General features: G+C 65.6%; 14 protein-coding genes and 1 pseudogene. 7 read left to right on the top strand and 8 right to left on the bottom strand.

From position 1 onward, the window contains the following. Positions 1-98: 98 nt before the first annotated feature. Together HNO88_RS17465 and HNO88_RS17460 are read right to left on the bottom strand one after the other, a co-directional pair. Entirely contained in the window at positions 99-2687 is a 2589-nt protein-coding gene (locus HNO88_RS17465; RefSeq protein WP_184248587.1) for a TonB-dependent receptor, read from the bottom strand. 260 nt (positions 2688-2947) lie between these two features. Then, positions 2948-3670 carry a dienelactone hydrolase family protein gene (locus HNO88_RS17460; protein ID WP_246381968.1) on the bottom strand — a complete coding sequence of 241 codons (723 nt, stop codon included), beginning with the start codon at positions 3668-3670 and terminating at the stop codon, positions 2948-2950. A gap of 72 nt (positions 3671-3742) precedes the next feature. Here HNO88_RS17460 and HNO88_RS17455 point away from each other — a divergent pair, with 72 nt between their 5' ends. Genes HNO88_RS17455 through HNO88_RS17445 form a run of 3 tightly spaced genes read left to right on the top strand, consistent with a single transcriptional unit; the run spans position 3743 to position 5605 of the window. Beyond that, positions 3743-4516 carry an energy transducer TonB gene (locus tag HNO88_RS17455; protein WP_312857106.1) on the top strand — a complete coding sequence of 258 codons (774 nt, stop codon included), beginning with the start codon at positions 3743-3745 and terminating at the stop codon, positions 4514-4516. 28 nt (positions 4517-4544) lie between these two features. Beyond that, positions 4545-5120, top strand: coding sequence for a hypothetical protein (locus HNO88_RS17450; RefSeq protein WP_221420082.1), 576 nt, complete (start codon positions 4545-4547; stop codon positions 5118-5120). Continuing rightward, complete coding sequence (locus HNO88_RS17445) at positions 5120-5605, top strand: DUF421 domain-containing protein (RefSeq protein ID WP_184248581.1); 486 nt, start codon at positions 5120-5122, stop codon at positions 5603-5605. Before HNO88_RS17450 ends, HNO88_RS17445 begins: the two co-directional genes overlap by 1 nt. Before the next feature lie 164 nt (positions 5606-5769). On the opposite strand, the gene HNO88_RS17440 is transcribed toward HNO88_RS17445, so the two are convergent. Then, positions 5770-7530: a fatty acyl-AMP ligase gene (locus HNO88_RS17440; protein WP_184248578.1), complete on the bottom strand. Its 1761-nt coding sequence runs from the start codon at positions 7528-7530 to the stop codon at positions 5770-5772. A 189-nt stretch (positions 7531-7719) separates the two neighbouring features. Between HNO88_RS17440 and HNO88_RS17435 the strand changes: the two genes are divergently transcribed. The 4 genes and pseudogenes from HNO88_RS17435 to HNO88_RS22370 form a co-directional block, all read left to right on the top strand. Continuing rightward, a complete protein-coding gene (locus HNO88_RS17435) occupies positions 7720-8244 on the top strand; it encodes a RecX family transcriptional regulator (protein ID WP_312857105.1) in 525 nt (174 codons plus the stop codon). After that, on the top strand, positions 8235-8738 hold the full coding sequence (locus HNO88_RS17430) for a DUF192 domain-containing protein (protein WP_184248572.1): 504 nt from the start codon (positions 8235-8237) through the stop codon (positions 8736-8738). Before HNO88_RS17435 ends, HNO88_RS17430 begins: the two co-directional genes overlap by 10 nt. 229 nt (positions 8739-8967) lie before the next feature. Then, positions 8968-9369: an NADH:ubiquinone oxidoreductase subunit NDUFA12 gene (locus HNO88_RS17425; protein WP_184248569.1), complete on the top strand. Its 402-nt coding sequence runs from the start codon at positions 8968-8970 to the stop codon at positions 9367-9369. A 244-nt stretch (positions 9370-9613) separates the two neighbouring features. Beyond that, positions 9614-9796 (top strand): annotated as a pseudogene (locus HNO88_RS22370) (DUF2155 domain-containing protein); the annotation flags it as partial. Positions 9797-9831: 35 nt separating this feature from the next. On the opposite strand, the gene aat reads toward HNO88_RS22370, so the two are convergent. The 5 genes from aat to HNO88_RS17395 all read right to left on the bottom strand — a co-directional run bounded on the left by aat (position 9832) and on the right by HNO88_RS17395 (position 13743). Then, a complete protein-coding gene (gene aat, locus HNO88_RS17415; protein WP_184248566.1) occupies positions 9832-10629 on the bottom strand; it encodes a leucyl/phenylalanyl-tRNA--protein transferase in 798 nt (265 codons plus the stop codon). A gap of 46 nt (positions 10630-10675) precedes the next feature. Beyond that, positions 10676-11095, bottom strand: a complete 420-nt coding sequence (locus HNO88_RS17410) for a DUF983 domain-containing protein (RefSeq protein WP_312857104.1) — start codon at positions 11093-11095, stop codon at positions 10676-10678. A gap of 112 nt (positions 11096-11207) precedes the next feature. Beyond that, positions 11208-11690: a Holliday junction resolvase RuvX gene (gene ruvX / locus HNO88_RS17405; protein ID WP_184248559.1), complete on the bottom strand. Its 483-nt coding sequence runs from the start codon at positions 11688-11690 to the stop codon at positions 11208-11210. A gap of 140 nt (positions 11691-11830) precedes the next feature. Continuing rightward, positions 11831-12640 carry an SDR family NAD(P)-dependent oxidoreductase gene (locus tag HNO88_RS17400; RefSeq protein ID WP_184248556.1) on the bottom strand — a complete coding sequence of 270 codons (810 nt, stop codon included), beginning with the start codon at positions 12638-12640 and terminating at the stop codon, positions 11831-11833. 263 nt (positions 12641-12903) lie between these two features. Beyond that, positions 12904-13743, bottom strand: coding sequence for a phosphoadenylyl-sulfate reductase (locus tag HNO88_RS17395; protein ID WP_184248553.1), 840 nt, complete (start codon positions 13741-13743; stop codon positions 12904-12906). Positions 13744-13890: the final 147 nt, after the last annotated feature.

Raw genomic sequence — 13890 nt, 5'->3', positions numbered from 1 at the left:
GCATAAACGAAGGCCACGTCCTTGCGGACGTGGCCTCAAGTCGGCTTCGCAGCCGAAGATAGCCCGCACGCCATGAGGAGTGCGGGCCTTTTTATGCCTTAGGAGCCGAAGTTGTAGCGCACGCGCAGACCGTACATCCGCGGCTGGCCGTACGAGAAATCCCGCAAGCCGAAGCTCTCGAAACCATTTCCGTAGTTTGAGCGATAGCGCTTGTCGGTGATGTTCGTTGCGAACGCTGCAAGATCGATCCCGCTACCGCCGATGTTGTTCCACGCAGCGTTCAGGTTGAGCAGGCTGTAGCCCGCAATGCTGACGTTCTGTGAAACGGCCTGGGACGATGTGTACGTAAACACCGCGCCCAGCGTCACTTCGCCAAGGCTGTCATCGACCGGGACCATGATGTCGCCCGACACCGTCAAGCGGTGCTTGGGCGAGTAGGTCAGCGGTCCGCCAACGTTCCCAAGCGGGATGATCTGCGCGAAGGGGCTGGCCGGATCGAGCGCCGGAACGGTGATCTCCTTCAGCTTGGTGTCCAGGTAGGTGTAGCTCGCACCCAACCGCAGAACGTTGAACGCGGTGACGCCCGCATCCGCCTCGATACCCTTCAGGGTGGACTTGCCGGCATTGATCAGTGCCGCACCACCGGAAAGTCCGCTGTTCGCCTTCGGCACTAGCGAACCGAAAATCTGCTGGTTGCTGAAGTCGTTGTAGAAGGCCGCTACGTTGAGGTAGCCGGGCACGCTGCCGCGGAATGACAGCTTGGCGCCGATTTCATAGGCTTCCAGCTTCTCCGGAGCGACCGTCTCGATCCCGGGGTTGGTGAAGTTGATCGCGCCCTGACGATAGCCACGCGCATACTTCGCGTAGATCAGCGTGTCGGGTGTAGGCTTGAAGTCGAAGTCGATCAGCCAGGTGGGCTTGTTGGACTTGTTGACGATGGTCGTGCCGCAAGCGCCGGTGTTGCCGCCGTTGGTCAGCAGATTGACCGTGTTGGTCGGCGTGGCGTTGGGCGCGCCGGGAGCCGGATGGTTCAGGTTGTCGTTGCAGACGCGCTGCAGCGGGATCGTCCCGATGCCCGGAAGAGTGCCGAAGACATAGCGGTTGTTCTCGGCATAACCGACGATCTTGTCGAAGGTCCAACGACCGCCGAGCGTCACGCCGAACTTGTCGGTGAAGTTGTACGTACCCTGCGCGAAGACGCCGTGGTTGTCGAACGAGTACTTCGTGCGCGATTCCGAGACGATCGCGCCGGGCAGCAGTGCCGGACCGATCGGGACCAGCTGGACGGCGCCGGCGCACTGCAGCGTGCCCGGATCGGCGCAGTTGCCGAAGATGCCCGTGCGTTGCTGGTTGTAGCCAAGCGGGCGGCTGAATTCCAGATAACCGCCGATCACGAAGTTCAGCTTGCCATCGGCCGAGCGCCCCTGGACCTGCAGTTCCTCGGTCGTCGTCGAGCCGGCCGCGGCATCGTAGCCGGGCTGATTGGCAAGCTGGATCGCCTTGAACGGTGTTCCCGGACGCGGACCACCGCGAAGGGCGTAAGCCCGCGTGATGGGATTGTCGGAGATGAAGAAGTTGTCGCTCTCCAGGTTGAAGGCGGAGCGCTCGCGGTATTCGCCGTAGCTGGCGATGTTCTTGATCGTCAGCGTGTCGCTGGCCTGCCAGGTGGTGGTGTTGATGACCTGCCAGATGTCGATCGCGACGCCCGGGTTGGGGTTGCTGACCTCCACGTCGAGGGCACCGTCTCCGCGTGCGTTCTGCCGGGCGATCTGATCGCAGGCGGCCTGCGCGATGTAGTAACGCGATGATGCCGCAGCCTGGCCGGTCGCCGGGTCGATGTTCGGCGCGCCGGTCACCGGGTTGAACGGCGCGGCGGCGTCGGCGGCGCACTGCTCGATCTTGTTGGCGTACCCATTGGTGCGCGAACGGCTGTACGAGGCGACCGTGTAGTTCTCGAGCTCGGGCGTCAGTTCGGCCAGGACGCTCAGGCGGTAGTAGCCGTAGTTGACGTCGTTGTAGTCCTTCGGACCGATGCCGGACCGGTTGCGCACGTAACCATCGCGCTTGTTGCGATCGACGGCGAAGCGAACCTTGAACGTGTCGGCCAGCGGGATGTTGAGGGCGGCCTGGACGCGCTTCTGGTCGAAGTTGCCGTAAGTTCCCTCGACGTAACCTTCCAGGTTGTCGGTGGGCTTGGTCGGAACGATCAGGACTGCACCGCCAGTGGTGTTGCGTCCGAACAGCGTGCCCTGCGGACCTTTCAGGACCTGCACGTTCTGCAGATCGGTGAAAGCGCCGGCGCCCACGGTGTTGCCGCCGGCCGTGCCGCCTTGCGCACGCACGCCGACGACGTCGGCGAAGTAGACGCCGACGGTCGGAGCCGAAGCGGCGTCCTGGTTGAAGCCGCGGATTGCGAAGGTAGCCTTTTCAGGGCCGAACCGCGTGTTGACCTGGAGAGACGGCGTATAGACCGCCAGGTCCGATGCCACGGCGACGTTGCGCTTCTGCAGCTGGTCCTGGTTGAATACGGTGATCGAGATCGGCACGTCCTGAAGCCGCTCTTCGGTGCGACGTGCGGTCACGACGATGTCGCCGCCGGCATCCTGCGCCATGGCAGGCATGCTCACGGCAAGGCTGCTCATAGCCACGCCTGCGCCAAGCGCGGTCTTCCAAATCCTGTCAGTCATCCCTGTTCCTCCCAATACCGTTTGCGTGTCAGTCATGCTCACGCGGCAAGCGCATGAATTGCGACCGTAAAGGCGTTTCTGTTTTGCTTGTGCTGGTACGTCGGTCGCAACCTGCGCCGGTGTTCACTCCCCCGATGTAGCGCCTCACGTTCGCGAGGTCGGTTTGTATACGCAGATCTTATCGCTGCCCAAGCTGCTTCACAATAACGAACCGCATTTCCTCAAACAGAATGGCCGAGTGCGGCAAAATGGACACAGCGTCAGTTTTGCAGGCATGCCTCGAGGAGCGCCAGGGTGCCGGCCCACGACACCTGGTGCGCCAGCCGATCGTAGGCGATGCCGGGAAGCAAGCCGTCGTGATCGGGGTCGGTGAACGAATGCTCGGCTTTGGCGAAGAGCGTTGCCTGGTAATCGACTTGCGCAGCGTCGAACTCGGCGCGGACGGCATCGAAGTCTGCGATCGGGGCATAGGGGTCTTCGCCGCCCGACCAGACCGCGACCTTGGCTTTCACCACGCCTGGCTGCGCAGGCGCATGGGTCTTCAGCAATCCGTGATAGCTGGTGACACAGGCTACCGGGGCGCCGCTGCGCGCCAGTTCCAGCACGCACTTGCCGCCAAAGCAGTAACCGATCGCGGCCACCCGCGCGGCGTCCACGTCATCGCGCCCACTGACCGCATCGAACCATGCGACGACCCGCGCACGCAGCAGCTCGGGGTCGTTGAGCAGTTTTTCGAAGTAGGCCCCCGCTGCCTGCGGTGTGCCGAGGTCTGCGCCCAACCCATACATATCGGCGCCGATCGCGAGGTAACCGCGTTCGCCGAGCTCCTGCACCGTCTTGCGGAAGGTAGGCCCGGGGCCGGTCGCGCCCGGAAACAGGAGCACCGCGGCATGTGGGCCTGGACGTGTTGGTGCGTGGACGAAACCATCCAACGTCGTGTCACCGTGCACGATCCGATAAGGCGTCATCGACGCACCGCTCATCCAGAGACTCCCCCGATCCTGTTCTACTGTACAGTCTGATCCACAATCAGCACCGCTGTAAAGAGCTTAAGCGTGCCTATAATCTGGACCGAGATGGTCCGTGACGAGCCAACAACGCGAGTTCGCGCCCGCTTCGCGGTGGGATCGCTGGTGGCTGTGCTGCACCTGGCCGCCATCGCCGTGCTGATACGTGCGTTCGCGCCGAATGTGACGGCGGCTTCCCTGGGTCGGGTAACCTCGGCGTTCAACATCGCAGTCACGCCCCCGCTGCCATCACCAACGCCGCCATCACCACCGCCGCAGCCGGCGAAGCAGCCGCGCGTGTCCGCTCGACAGGGCAGGGCCGCGCCGGCGGGCAAGAAGGCCAACCCGCGCGAAGTCACGGCGCCCAAGCCCAGGATCGTTGTCGCGCAAGCACCGGCCCCGCCGATCGTCGGCAGCGGCAACGCGGACAGTTCCGGGGCGCGCCAGACTGGCGTGGGCACCGGCGCGGCTGGAAGCGGGGAAGGAACCGGCGCGGGAGGGATCGGATCGGGCGCGGGCGGCGGCGGCGGCGCTAGGGCGATCAAGATCGCCGGCGATATCGTATCGGCGCGCGACTATCCGGCGGCGACGCGAGCGCTGAGGCTCGGCACAGCCGTCACTCTCGCGCTCACGGTCGGGAGCGATGGGCGTGTGTCGGCTTGCCGCATCGTCCGCGCCAGCCGCGACCCGGAAGCGGACCGCATAACTTGCCGGCTTGCGACCGAGCGGTTCCGGTTCCGGCCCGCACGCGACTCGAACGGCTCGCCGGTGACTTCGGTCTATGGCTGGCAGCAGCGCTGGTTCACGCCTCCGGCCAAGTGATCGTTCGGCTCGGGGCGGGAACAAAAGCTTGCGAGGGGCCATTGCCTCGGAGACCATGCCAAGCGACCAGTCCTCTCCTGCCAGCCATGCCGCGCTGCCCTTCGCCATCGGACCCCAGCATCTGCACGAAGGCTCGCGCAGCCGCTGGCGCAATCTGGCCGTGGCGGTTCTGTTCGGCGGCTCGATCGCGGCGGCTCTGACCGGGGTGCTGGGCGGCGGCGCCTCGCACGTCGAGACGGCGAGCGGCGCGGGCATGGCGGCGCAGCTGGTCTACGATCCGATCGTGCGCAGCGGCAACTGGTACGAAACGCTGGTGACGGTCCGCGCCAGCGCAACGGTGAAGGATCTGACCATCGCCTTCGACCAGCCGCTGTGGAGCCGGATGAGCATCGACACGGTCGCGCCAGATGCCGAGAGCGCGGAGGCGCTCGACGGCGAATACACCTACCATTTCGGCGAGGTCAAAGCCGGCGAGATCTTCCGGCTGAAGCTGGACGGGCAGATCCAGCCCGGACTGCCGCGGCGCCAGGAAGGCGCCATCCATGTCCGCGACGACAAGCGTGAGCTCACCTCGATCCCGATCAAGCTGACGGTGCTGCCCTGATGGATATCGTCGCGCGCGCCTCGGTGATGTTCCTCGTCGTCTATGTCGTGCTGCGGCTGATGGGCAAGCGAGAGCTTGGCCAGATGGCGCCGTTCGAGCTGGTCACGTTGATCGTCACGGGCGATCTCATCCAGCAGGGCGTCACCCACCAGGACTTCTCGTTGACCGGAGCGACCCTGGCGATCGTCACGTTCGCCACGTGGAGCCTGATCATGAGCGCGTTGTCGCATCGCTTCCCCAAGGCGCGCGCCGTGCTGCAGAGCCCACCGCTGGTGCTGGTGCGCGACGGTCAGTTCCTCGGCGCCAACATGGACAAGGAAGGCATCGACAAGGACGAGTTCGGCGCGCAGCTGCGGCTGGCCGGCATCGCCTCGCTCGACCAGGTCGCCTGGGCGATCCTGGAGCCCGAAGGCAAGATCAGCTTCATTCGCAAGGACGACGCGCCGACCGATCCGCGCGTCGGCGAGGATGCGCAAGTGGCTTAGGGCGCGGACTTCGCCCTCTCCCCATGAGGGGAGAGGATAGCGAAGCTTGGAGAGGGGGCGGCACAAGCCCCTCTCCAACTTCGGCTAACCAGCCAAGCTGGTAAGCCTCCGTATCCTCTCCCCCGCGCGGGGCAGAGGGCAGGACGCGCAAATTACAGCCGATGCTACGCCGCCAGCTGGAACGGCGCGATCTCTCCGGACAAGTACAGCTTCTTGGCCTTGGCGCGGCTGAGCTTGCCCGAACTGGTGCGCGGCAGGCTCTTGGGCGGAACCAGTTCGATCACGCAGTTCATGCCGGTGATCGCGCGCACCTTGTCGCGGATCTGCTCGCGCAGTTCCAGCCGCTTCGCCGGGTCCGAGACGCGGCAGTGGACCAGCACCGCGGGCGTCTCTTCGCCGTTCTCCATCTCGATCGAGAAGGCGGCGATGTCGCCATGGTTGAAGCCGGGCAACTGCTCCACCGCCCACTCGATATCCTGGGGCCAGTGGTTCTTGCCGTTGATGATGATCATGTCCTTCGCCCGGCCGACGATGAACAAGTAGCCCTTGGCCATGTATCCCATGTCGCCGGTGTCCAGCCAGCCATCGACCAGGCACGCGGCGGTCGCTTCGGGATCGCGGAAGTAGGAGTGCATGACGCTGGTGCCGCGACACCAGACCTTGCCGATCTGGTGATCGCCGAGCGTCTGGCCGGTTTCGCCCCGGATCACGACTTCCATGTCCTTCACCGGCTTGCCGCAGTTCACGATCGCGCGGTAGCGAGCCGGGCGGCTGAGATCGCGAGGGCTACCCGACAGGCGCTCTTCCTCGACCAGCTCGACGCGGATGCCTTCGCCCGGCGGCATGACGGTGACGGCCAGCGTCGCCTCGGCCAGGCCATAGCTCGGCAAAAACGCGCTGGCCTCGAAGCCGAACGCGGCAAAGGCGTTGACGAAGCTTTGCATCACGTCCGGCCGGATCATGTCGGCCCCGTTGCCGGCCAGGCGCCAGCGTGACAGGTCGAAGCGGTCGATTGCGGTCTGGCTGGAGATGCGGCGGGCGCAGATGTCGTAGCCGAAGGTCGGCGAGTACGAGACGGTGGTGCCCTGGTTGCGCGTGATCAGGTCCAGCCACGCAAGCGGACGGCGGGCGAAATCCTCGGTCTTGAGGTAGTCGCCCGAAACCTGGTTGGCGATCAGCGAGAGGAAGCAGCCGACCAGGCCCATGTCATGGTACCAAGGCAGCCACGAGATGCAGCGGTCCTGCTCCTCCAGCTCCATTGCGTGGCTGTGCGCCGACAGATTGGCGAGCAATTGGCTATGCGTCACCGCCACGCCATGCGGGAAGCGGGTGGAGCCGGAGGAATACTGCAGATAGCAGATGTCGTCGGTCTTCAACTGCGGCAGCTCGACGGCGGGCGCATCGGTGTGCGCGAAGTCAGACCATGTGGCATGCTCGCAACCCTGGCGCGTCGCGGCCGAGGCTGTCATCTCGGCGATCTCGTCCGGGCCGACCAGCAGCTTGGGATCGGAGCTGGCGAGCTGGACGCTCAACTGCTCGATGTAGTTCTCCTTGCCGCCGAAGCTGGTGGGCAGGGGCAGCGGTACCGGCCACACGCCGGCATAGACCGCGCCGCAAAACAGCGCGGCAAAGTCCGGCCCGGTTTCGGCGATCAGCGCCAGCCGGTCGCCGGGCACCATGCCGCGTGCGATCAGCGCATGGGCGACGCGCAGCGAATCCTGGCGGAGGTCGGAATAAGGATAGGCGCGGGTCAGCGTGCCGCGCGGATCGTGGAAATTGAACCCGCGCTCGCCTTGCGCGGCATAGTCCAGAGCATCGCCGAATGTGGCGAAGTCGGCCATGCGGCGAGGCAAGCTGTCCGCGTTGGGAGTGGGGAGCAGCTTCGGCTCCGACGGTTCCGGCACCAGTCTGATGGTGTCGTTCATCTGGCAAGACCCTGTGTTGTTGTACTTTTCTTCATGGTTTCGCGGCCCCTTATCCGGGTTTGATCGAATGCGAAACAAGTTCTCCCTGGCCTTGCGGCGCTCTCCCTCATGCAAGAGGGCCTCCTCAATCGATGGGGACTGTGGCACGAATAGGGCAGCATGCCTCAGGACCGTCGCAAACCGTTGCCCTTGAGCGACACCAAGCTCGAAGAGCTGGCGCTGGCCTACGTCGCGCGCTTCGCAACGACACGAGCGAAACTGGAGGGCTACCTGCAGCGCAAGCTGCGCGAGCGGGGCTGGGATGGTGAGCAGATGCCCGATGCCGCGGCGCTGTCGCGACGCTTCGCGCAGGCCGGCTATGTCGACGATGCTGTCTACGCGCGGATGAAGGCGGACAGCCTGCTGCGGCGCGGGTACGGCGGCCGCCGCGTAGGCGAGGCGCTGCGGGCGGCGGGGGTCGAGGAAGCCTTGCGTGCCGATGTCGCGCCGGAACTGGCCGAGGCGCGTCTCGCGGCCGCTGCGCTGGCGCGGCGGCGGCGCTTCGGGCCCTGGCATGATCCGCTGCCCGACCGCCTGCTGCGCGAGAAACAGATCGCGGCAATGCTGCGCGCCGGCCACACGCTCGACATGGCGCGCCAAATCGTCGAAGCGACGGCCCCTGCCGCGATCGAGGACTGGATCGAGTCGGCACGTGGAGACGGCCATTGCGAGTGATTTCGACCCTGTCGGCCCTGTTCCTGGCGCTCGGCGCGTGTTCTTCGGGCGTGCTGGATGGAAGTGCGGCGGAAGCATCTGCCAAGGCGGCAGCTCCCGCAGTGCACCCGGTGTCGGGCTTGCCGGTGATCGACCTAGCCGTGAAGTCTAAGGGAAAGACCCACTGCTTTCGCGTCGAAGTCGCCGCCACGCAGGAGCAGCAGGCCAAGGGCCTTATGTTCCGCACCGAGATGGGCGCGGACGAGGGCATGCTGTTCCCCGAGGAGACCCCGCGGCGGCCTTCGTTCTGGATGAAGAACACGGTCATTCCGCTCGACATCATCTATGTCGGCACCGACAACCGCATCCTCAACATCGTCAATGCGCTGCCATACGACCTGACTCCGCTGCCATCCGAGGGCGTTGCGATCGCCGTGCTCGAACTGAACGGCGGGCGCGCCGCGCAACTGGGCATCAAGCCGGGCGACAAGGTCACTTGGAAGCTGCCGAAGTAGGCCCTACACTTACTTCGTCATCCCCGCGAAGGCGGGGACCCATCTCCTGAGCTTGCGGCGTGCTGGGCGTCCTTGTGCAAGGCGCTACCGTGCAGTTTGACCCTGAGGTACGACGAAGACGATGGCGCTGGAGATGGATTCCTGCCTTCGCGGGAATGACGAAGGTTGGGCGTAGCCCGGTCGCTTGATGCTTGGCAGGCCGCGCGAACGAGGCTAACGCGATCCCGCTATGAGCATCCTTGCAAAGATCTTCACCTGGTGGAACGGCGCGACCATCGGCACCTCGCTGTGGAGCGCGCGTTTCGGCGAGCACGTCGGCACCGACAGCTTCGGCAACAAGTACTTTCGGTCGGCCAAGCTGAAGACGACGCAGGGGTACGAGCGGCGCTGGGTGATCTACTCTGGGCCCAACGACGCCAGCAACGTGCCGGCCGAGTGGTTCGGCTGGTTGCACCACAACGTCGAGGGCCTGCCCGAAAGCCACCTGCCGCCGCCGCGTATCTGGGAAGTGGACTATACGCCGAACGCGACGGGCACCGGCAACGCCTACCGCCCCCAAGGTGCGCTGGAGCGTGGTGGCCAGCGCGCGCGCGCGACCGGCGACTACGAAGCCTGGACGCCGGACGCCTGAGCCGCTCTTGCTGAAGGCGGTTCCCTTCGCCGCCTCGGCGGCCCTGATCGTTCTGCTGGGCGGGTGCAAGGGTGAGCCTGCGCCCGAACCGCAGGACACCGGCGTTCCCGAAGCGATCGCGCAGACCGGCGGTAAGCCCGCCGCGCCGATCGCCCGCAAGGACGATTACGGCACGCCGCTGAAGGATCGCGTGGCGACGATCGGCCTGCTCAACAAGCGTAACAACCTGAGCCAGGACGTGGTGATGAAGCCCGGCGAAACCCGGCGCATCGGCAACGTCGTGATCAAGCTTGCCTCATGCGAGCGGACGCTGCCTTGGGAAAAGCCGGCGGACGAAGGCGCCTTCGTGCAGGTCTTCGTCGAGGATCGCGCCACCGCGCAGGAAAGGCTCGCCTGGCACAAGATCTTCTCAGGCTGGCTGTTCAAGAACTCACCCGCGCTCAACGTGGTGCAGCACCCGGTCTATGATGTCTGGGTCAAGAAGTGCGCGATGAGCTTCCCGGGCGAGGAGGAAAACCCGGCGGACGATGCCTCGGCCAAAAGCGCGCCGAAGGCTTCGGGTAGCGCAAGTGCCGGTGCTTCGGCCCGCCCCGCGCCGACACCTTCGCCGACAGCCACGCCCACGCCCGAGGAAGAACCGGCGGCGAATGCTCCGGACTGAGCGCGGCGCAGGAGCGTGAGGTAACGCTCCTGGCTGATCTCGACCGCCCCCAACGAGGCCAGGTGCGGGGTGATGAACTGGCAGTCGAGCAACTGCACGCCTGCCAGGCGCAGGCTCGCCACCAGCCAGCATAGCGCCACTTTCGAGGCATCGGTGCGGCGCGAGAACATGCTCTCGCCGCAGAACACCCGGTCGAACCCGACGCCATAAAGGCCGCCGACAAGCTCGCGCGTGCCGTCCTGCGCCAATTCCCAGCACTCGATCGAATGGGCGTGGCCAAGCGCGTTCAGCCGCTCGTAGCTCGCCTGAATGCGATGGCTGATCCAGCTGCCTTCCTCGTCCGCGCGTGGGGCCGCACAGGCATCGAGCACATCGGAAAAGGCAGTGTCGCACGTCACGGTAAACCGCCCGCGCCTGAGCGTGCGCGCCAGCGAGTGCGACAGGTGAAAGCCGTCGAGCGGCAGGATCGCGCGCAGCCTCGGCTCGACCCAGAAGATCTCGGGATCGTCGCGGCTGTCCGCCATGGGAAAGATCCCGCTGCGATAGGCGAGCATCAGCGTCTCGGGCTCGATCGTCGGCGGCGTGTAGGGCGCGTGCACGAAGCTAGCCTAGCAGATCATGGGGGGCTTGTCCGATCCGAAGCTCTCAAGGATCATCGCGCTTGTTGAGCTTCGACCACAAGCCCTCGGTGCCCGCCTCCTGCGCCTTGTTGACGTATTGCGAGGCGACCAGCCAGCCTTTCAGCGGCTGCAGCGGCAGGATGCAGCCGATGCCTAGCAGCGGGAACGACGTCAGCAAGTGCACCCAGAACGGCGGATCATACTTCACCTGCAGCCAGACCACGAAGAAGATCAGCGGAAAGGCGATGATGCAAAGCGAGAAGAACGCCGGACCGTCGTCGGGGGAGGCGAAGCGGAAGTCGAGCCCGCATACATTGCACGTGTCCGCGAGCTTCAGCCACTTGCGGAACATGCGTCCCTTGCCGCAGCGGGGACACAGACCCTTCCACCCGCAGCGGATGATCCAGCGCCACTTGTCTGCGTTCTCGAGTTCGGTCTCAGGCACCGGCGGCCCTCCTGTTGCGGCTGCTCTTGAACGTAACGCCATAGGTTGGCTCTGGGGTCACGGATGCGAGAAAACGTTCGATGGGACAAAATGTCCACGCAGCCGCCGTGCCTCAGAACATCCCGCCGGCGAGCGCGTCGATCGCGCCTTGCAGGATGACGGCGGCGGCCGCGGAGTCGATCCGCTCGGCCCGCTTGGCGCGGCTCATGTCCTGCGCGATCAAGTCGCGCTTGGCGCCGCTGGTGGACCAGCGCTCGTCCCACAGCAGGATGGGCAGGCCGATCACCGCCAGATTGCGCGCATAGGCCCGGCTCGACTGCGCACGCGGGCCCGAACTGCCGTCCATGTTGAGCGGGAGGCCGATCACCACGCCGCGGATCGACCGCTCGCGGATCAGCGCCTCGAGCGCGGCCTTGTCGGCGCCGAACTTGCCGCGCTTCAGCGTCTTGCCTGGTGAGGCGATGCGCCAACCGGCGTCGGCGAAGGCGGTCCCGATCGTCTGCGTTCCCAGATCCAGACCCAGCAGCCCGCCCCCGTTCGGCAGCGCATCGCGGTACTCGATCGCGCTGGTGGTGATCAGGGCAGGGCTGTCCAACGTGGCTTACCTTCGCGTTTCGGGTGCCCAGCCGCATAGACCGGCAGAGCGGGCAGGTTCAACGTCGCCTTGCAATCTGAGGAGATTAGCTCGCCTTCGCGGGGGTGACGGAGCGTAGATCAACCCAACCGATCGCTTGTCTACAGCCCCATCTCGCCCAGCGAACCGCCGTCGACCTTGATGTCGCAACCGCTGATGTAGCTGGCGGCCGGCGAGCACAGGAACTCGGCGACAGAGGCGATCTCGTCGCCCAGGCCCATGCGCTGCAAGGGCACGCGCTGCATCATGGCGCGCATCATCTCGCTGGCTTGAGCCTCGGCGCGGCTCATCTCGGTGTCGATGAAGCCGGGCGCGATCGAGACAATGCGGGCACCGCGTTGGCCGAAGCGGACCGACTCCTTGGCCACCAGCTTCATCACGCCCAGCTTGGAAATCGGATAGGCAGTCTGTGGCGATTGCAGGAACGCGGCGACAGCCTCGCGTCCGCCGCCGTCGACCATCGCCTTCACCGCCGCGATCATCTCCGGGGCCGGGATCATGTAGCCCGAGCTGGACGAGATCAGCACCGCGCAGCCGCCTTCCGCCATGCGCGGGGCGAGCGCATCGACGAGGCGTTCGGTGGCGAAGTAATTCACCTCCAGCACGCGATCCCCGTCTGCCATGGTCGGAGACAAGCCGGCGGTGTGCACCACCGCAGCAATCTCCTGATCCCCCACCAGCGCCAGCAGCCTGGCGGGGAAGTCAGGTGCCGAAAGATCGCCGGCAAGGGTGACCACCGGCGCGCCAGACCCCGCCAGCTCTGCGGCGAGCGCGTCGAGCCGTTCTGCGGAGATGTCGCACAGGATCAACGGTTGACCCCGCTTGGCGAAGCGGATCGCTGCCGGCCGCCCCATGCCGCCTGCGGCGCCGGTTATGATGATGGCGCCTTGCGGCTCAGCGGCGTGGGGCATGTGCTCTCTCCGTTTTGGCTTTGGAGAGAGGCTGCATCGCTATGCAGGTGCAAGCAAGGTTTGGCGCTGGTTTCGCGCCGGGGCGATCAGGGTAGCTGCCTTATCCTGGTTGGCCACCCACCATCGCTATAAATCCCGTCATCCCCGCGAAGGCGGGGATCCCGCTTGTTCTTCCTCGCGGCTTGAAGACGCCAGGAAGTGCGGTCCCCGCCTGCGCGAGGACGACGTGGTCAAACGTAGCGCTGGATCATCCCAGCGCCCGATCAGAACGCCGGCTCGTACCCCGGAGGCAGGTCGCTGATGTCGCTGGTGCCGCCCGGCACGTGGATGCCGCATTCGACCTTGTCCCAGCCTTTCCACCGGCCAGAGCGGGGGTCCTCGCCCGGCGCGACCTTGCTGGTGCAGGGGGAGCAGCCGATCGAAGGATAGCCTTCAGCCACAAGCGGGTGCGGCGGCAGATCGTGCTCGGCGATGTAGGCGGCGAGGTCCTCGGCGCTCCAGTCGATCAGCGGATTGATCTTGAGACGGCCCTGCGCGTCGGTGGTGTCGATCTCGAAGCGCGGCAGCGTGGCGCGGGTCGAGGCCTGGAACGCCTTGCGCCCGGTAATGGTCGCATCGTAGCCGGCGAGCGCCTTGGCGAGCGGCTTGACCTTGCGGATCTCGCAACAGCCATCCGGATCGTAGGACCAGCGCAGGCCGGTGTCGTCGCGCTTGGCAAGATCCTCGGCGTCGGGCGTCAGGTTGATCACGTTGGTCAGGCCCAGGCGCGCGACCAGCTCGTCGCGATAGGCCAGCGTCTCGGGGAAGTGCTTGCCGGTGTCGAGGAACAGCACGGGCACGCTGGGATCGATACGGCTGACGAGGTGCAGCAGCACCGCGCTTTCGGCGCCGAAGCTCGACACGATCGCGACATCGCCCGCCATCTGCTCGCGCAGCAGCGTCTCCAGCATCTCGACCGTCTCGGTGCCGCGGAACAGGCGGTTGAGGCGCACGGCGTCGGCTTCCTGGAAGCGGGCGGACGTGTCGATGCGATCGCGGGTGCGCTCGGCGGGTGCGATCGCGGTCTGGTCTTGGCCTGGTAGCTCTTGGACGGGCTTGAACATGGTAGTGATCCCTTGTGCCATGTTCAGATGGGATTGTGCGGGTGCGAAGTCGACGAAGAAAAAGGCGCGGGCGGTTTAGCGTGATTTTCTTCTAACTCGCGGTAGAGATTTAGAAGGTGTCCAGCCGGGAGTATTCACCCTCGCACC

It is taken from the genome of Novosphingobium chloroacetimidivorans (assembly GCF_014204535.1).
Taxonomy (GTDB): Bacteria; Pseudomonadota; Alphaproteobacteria; order Sphingomonadales; family Sphingomonadaceae; genus Novosphingobium; species Novosphingobium chloroacetimidivorans.
The sequence above is the reverse complement of the archived record's forward strand: the minus strand, read 5'-3'. Positions and strand labels throughout refer to the sequence as shown.

Excerpts from the sequence above, each read along its gene's own strand:
- HNO88_RS17465 (WP_184248587.1), bottom strand. The coding sequence starts at position 2,687 with ATGACTGACAGGATTTGGAAGACCGCGCTTGGCGCAGGCGTGGCTATG.
- HNO88_RS17440 (WP_184248578.1), bottom strand. The coding sequence starts at position 7,530 with ATGAACGACACCATCAGACTGGTGCCGGAACCGTCGGAGCCGAAGCTG.
- HNO88_RS17400 (WP_184248556.1), bottom strand. The coding sequence starts at position 12,640 with ATGCCCCACGCCGCTGAGCCGCAAGGCGCCATCATCATAACCGGCGCC.
- HNO88_RS17425 (WP_184248569.1), top strand. The coding sequence starts at position 8,968 with ATGAGCATCCTTGCAAAGATCTTCACCTGGTGGAACGGCGCGACCATC.
- HNO88_RS17460 (WP_246381968.1), bottom strand. The coding sequence starts at position 3,670 with ATGAGCGGTGCGTCGATGACGCCTTATCGGATCGTGCACGGTGACACG.
- HNO88_RS17395 (WP_184248553.1), bottom strand. The coding sequence starts at position 13,743 with ATGTTCAAGCCCGTCCAAGAGCTACCAGGCCAAGACCAGACCGCGATC.
- HNO88_RS17445 (WP_184248581.1), top strand. The coding sequence starts at position 5,120 with ATGGATATCGTCGCGCGCGCCTCGGTGATGTTCCTCGTCGTCTATGTC.